The sequence below is a fragment of the bacterium genome (assembly GCA_040753085.1).
Lineage (GTDB): Bacteria > UBA9089 > JASEGY01 > JASEGY01 > JASEGY01 > JASEGY01.
Genome location: JBFMHI010000220.1, coordinates 1 through 3,233, shown reverse-complemented (window position 1 = coordinate 3,233; position 3,233 = coordinate 1). Strand labels below are relative to the sequence as shown.

General features: G+C 44.8%; 4 protein-coding genes. All 4 read right to left on the bottom strand.

The window, feature by feature from the left end; genetic code table 11:
• Positions 1-73: 73 nt before the first annotated feature.
• The gene (locus AB1797_13750) at positions 74-316 is read right to left on the bottom strand and encodes a hypothetical protein (protein ID MEW5768650.1); all 243 of its coding nucleotides are present in this window, start codon (positions 314-316) and stop codon (positions 74-76) included.
• A gap of 82 nt (positions 317-398) precedes the next feature.
• The gene (locus AB1797_13745; protein ID MEW5768649.1) at positions 399-674 is read right to left on the bottom strand and encodes a hypothetical protein; all 276 of its coding nucleotides are present in this window, start codon (positions 672-674) and stop codon (positions 399-401) included.
• Positions 675-740: 66 nt separating this feature from the next.
• Positions 741-1,787 (bottom strand): type III-A CRISPR-associated RAMP protein Csm4, encoded by a 1,047-nt coding sequence (gene csm4 / locus AB1797_13740; GenBank protein ID MEW5768648.1) that lies wholly within the window; start codon positions 1,785-1,787, stop codon positions 741-743.
• 46 nt (positions 1,788-1,833) lie between these two features.
• Entirely contained in the window at positions 1,834-2,667 is an 834-nt protein-coding gene (csm3, locus tag AB1797_13735) for a type III-A CRISPR-associated RAMP protein Csm3 (GenBank protein ID MEW5768647.1), read from the bottom strand.
• Positions 2,668-3,233 lie beyond the last annotated feature (566 nt).

The window sequence follows — 3,233 nt, the reverse complement described above, 5'->3', positions numbered from 1 at the left end:
CAGCGGGCGCAAAGCGCCCGCTGAACGGGTGATGAGTAGTCTGGTGTCTGGTAGGTAGAACACCAGACACAGATTACAGCATCTTGACTAAGGCAGCCACAATCCCAATCCCTATGGCTAACATGCCGCCCAGTCGAAGCGTCAAATCGTGCTTGAGGCGAAGTTCCAATTCAGCTAAATCGTGCTTAGTCGCCAATTCCTCAAGATGGATCTCCTGCACTTCCTTGATAACCTTAGAGAGCTTATGCGCCTGTTCTTCGGTAAAGGCTTCCTTAAGTTCGTCAAAGACTTGTAAGGTGTCAAATGCTACTGCCATAACCGACCTCCATCTATAGTCAGAATACAGAACACCAGGCCAACAGACACCCAGGCTATTCGTAAATTGATCAAGGCCCAGATCACAGTATCTTGACTAAGGCAGCCACAATCCCAATCCCTATGGCTAACATGCCGCCCAGTCGAAGCGTCAAATCGTGCTTGAGGCGAAGTTCCAATTCAGCTAAATCACGCTTCAATTCATGCTTCAATTCAGCTAAATCACGCTTAGTCGCCAATTCCTCAAGATGGATCTCCTGCGCTTCCTTGATGACCTTAGAAAGTTTATGCGCCTGTTCTTCGGTAAAGGCTTCCTTAAGTTCGTCAAAGACTTGTAAGGTGTCAAATGCTACTGCCATAACCGACCTCCATCTATTAGGTAGAATACAGGACACCTCGCCCCGATGTCTTCGGTGTTCTGATTTTCAAAATTCCAACTTAAAGGCCATCCCGTGCTGATAGACACGATACTCGGTAAATCCTTCCGGGGTGAGGTCCAGTATTTGCCCCTTAAACATCTCACTATTTCTAAAACACGACCCCTCAGAGAATAGCCTTATCCGCTTCTTTCTCAGACCAGTTATTCCAATGAACCCGCCCCGAGTTACCAGTTGATAAGCGCCTCCCTCTAAGACGCCGCTTTTGACCTCTCCTTCCCGGGGATGATAAAGAGACAGGGTAACAAAACCACGCTTCGAAGAATGATTAAAAAGGTCTCCTTTATATTCTTCCAGAGATAAAAGTTCAAAGGCCCCGCCGCCGGTACTGCGTCCCCCACCCAGCCCCTCATCCTGAAGAAGTCTTACTGCCCCCATTACCTGTTTTACCCCAGAATCAAGATTAATCTGGATAAAAAAGTAAAGCCCGCCGTCAATATTGGGGTTGAATCTCAGTTCATAGGCCGGATAAGGCTTGACTCTGGCTAAAGATGACTTGTAAAAAAGAGTCTTGACGCCCTCCCTTTCCAATTCATTTCTCTCTTCCCGGGTTACCAGGAGGTGGTCAAAGATCATCTCCGGCTTGATATGCAAGCCTTTTTCTTCTTTATCTCTTTTTACCATAATTTTATCTTTGGCCATCATGTCTCGACCGCCCCTTCCGATCAGGGTACTCCCTTCCCTCTTCTCGGCCTCTTCTTTATCTTCTAAAAATTTAAAGAAATTATCAGGCGAGAGAAACTTGATTTCGTTCAGGGACCTTTTGATAACCATATCATTTGCTTGTTGTTTTATCAGGGTTGGCGGCCGCAAGGGCCTGGGAAGAAAAAGGATGTCTTTATAAAAAGGAAACACCGAGGAGTTGAAAAAAGGGGGCTTATCACCTTTGGTCAATGGAGTAACCGCTTTTTCACCGAACAACTGGACAGACTTATTTATCAGCAGGCCAAAGATAGTATCTGAATGAATAATAGCCGCTCTATTTTCATTCACTAAAAGAGGCCCTTTGGGTTTGATCTTGCAAAGATATATCATTTCGAGTTTCGAGTTTCGAGTTTCGGCTTAAACCTGAAACTCGAAACTATAATTTCACCTTATCCTGAATCAATGTCTTAAATTGCTTTTTCAGCTTGGTAAGACTAAGCGGCTGTTCTTCCTGGATTAAAATCAATGGTTCAGCCTCTCCCTGGTAATATTTAAGGGATCGATATTCTACTCTCAAGCCTTTCTTCATCTGGTCAAAATTAAGCAGGCCATCTTTGAGGCGGACAAATTGACCAAACCTGATTTGACCCAACCCCCGAGAGCCGCCGCCGCCCAGATAATCTTCTTCTAAAAGCCTCATTCCCAGAAATACTTCATTTAGTAAAGAAAGATCATTCGGGGCATAGAGGGTAAAGATAAATTCGAAGCCGAATTCAGCACCGGCCGGCACAGTTTCTATCTCTCTGACTGTTGGCACCAGGGAAACCCTATTTAAAGCCACCTCCCTTTTTACCTGGGTATAAGGTATTTCCGTGTCAAACCTTAAGAGGTCAGCCGTCGATTCCGGAGTAAGATGGGCATCCCGCACAATAAGACGCCCAGGCTGAACGGCGAAATCAACCGCCTCGGTGGGCATACCAAATATATTACAAACAGGGCAGGTGTGATATTCTTTTTCTTTGGTGCAGCTATGGATAGACTTAGCTGAGGGGGTTTTTTTGGTATAAGCTTTGGTCAGAAGAGACCTTAAGGCCCCTTTGAGGCTTGAACCCGGAATATAAGGCGCCCCACTCAGCTCATCTCTGATAATGGCCCCGGAAAGGCCCCACACTCCCGAATAGATTTGAGGACGTCCAATATGCAAGCCAGTCTTCAGGGTAATGATTCCTGAGATTAAAATCTTACCATAGAATTCATTTTGGTCAGCCACTTTATTTCCCTCCGCTTCCTCAATTAAAATATTGCGACCTGTACGGTTAGAGATTACAAGCAATTCCCTTCAAACCTGAAAGGTTTGAATTTTACATAACCACAGGTGAAACCTGTGGAAGGCGAAACAGCTACGAACATCTCAACCCTGAAAGGGTTGAATTCTAGGCGATGGATAATATTCGACCCTTACAGGGTCGAGCGTGGCGATTTGTTTCCGTAGATTGCATCTACGGCTATTTAAAATTCGACGCTTTCAGCGTCAGTAGTCTACAACCTAACCGTACAGGTCGAAATATTGCGATGCATAATGGTAACTACTCAGGTAGATAGGCTGAAGGCTGAAGTTCAATCATCTACTCACCACACTTGTCCCTAAAAGCCTTCCACCTTCAGCCTTCAGTCTTCAGTCTATTTACCTGAGTAGTTACATTGATATATTGTAACTACTCAGCCTCTATATAGTAGCCTTACCTAGCGAAACCACAACATATTGTGTTTAGGTGTTTAAAAGTTAGCTAAAATTCCTAAAAAACGGCTTTCTATGCAACCTATAAAAGGAGACGA

Excerpts from the sequence above, each read along its gene's own strand:
- AB1797_13745 (MEW5768649.1), bottom strand. The coding sequence starts at position 674 with ATGGCAGTAGCATTTGACACCTTACAAGTCTTTGACGAACTTAAGGAA.
- AB1797_13750 (MEW5768650.1), bottom strand. The coding sequence starts at position 316 with ATGGCAGTAGCATTTGACACCTTACAAGTCTTTGACGAACTTAAGGAA.
- csm4 (MEW5768648.1), bottom strand. The coding sequence starts at position 1,787 with ATGATATATCTTTGCAAGATCAAACCCAAAGGGCCTCTTTTAGTGAAT.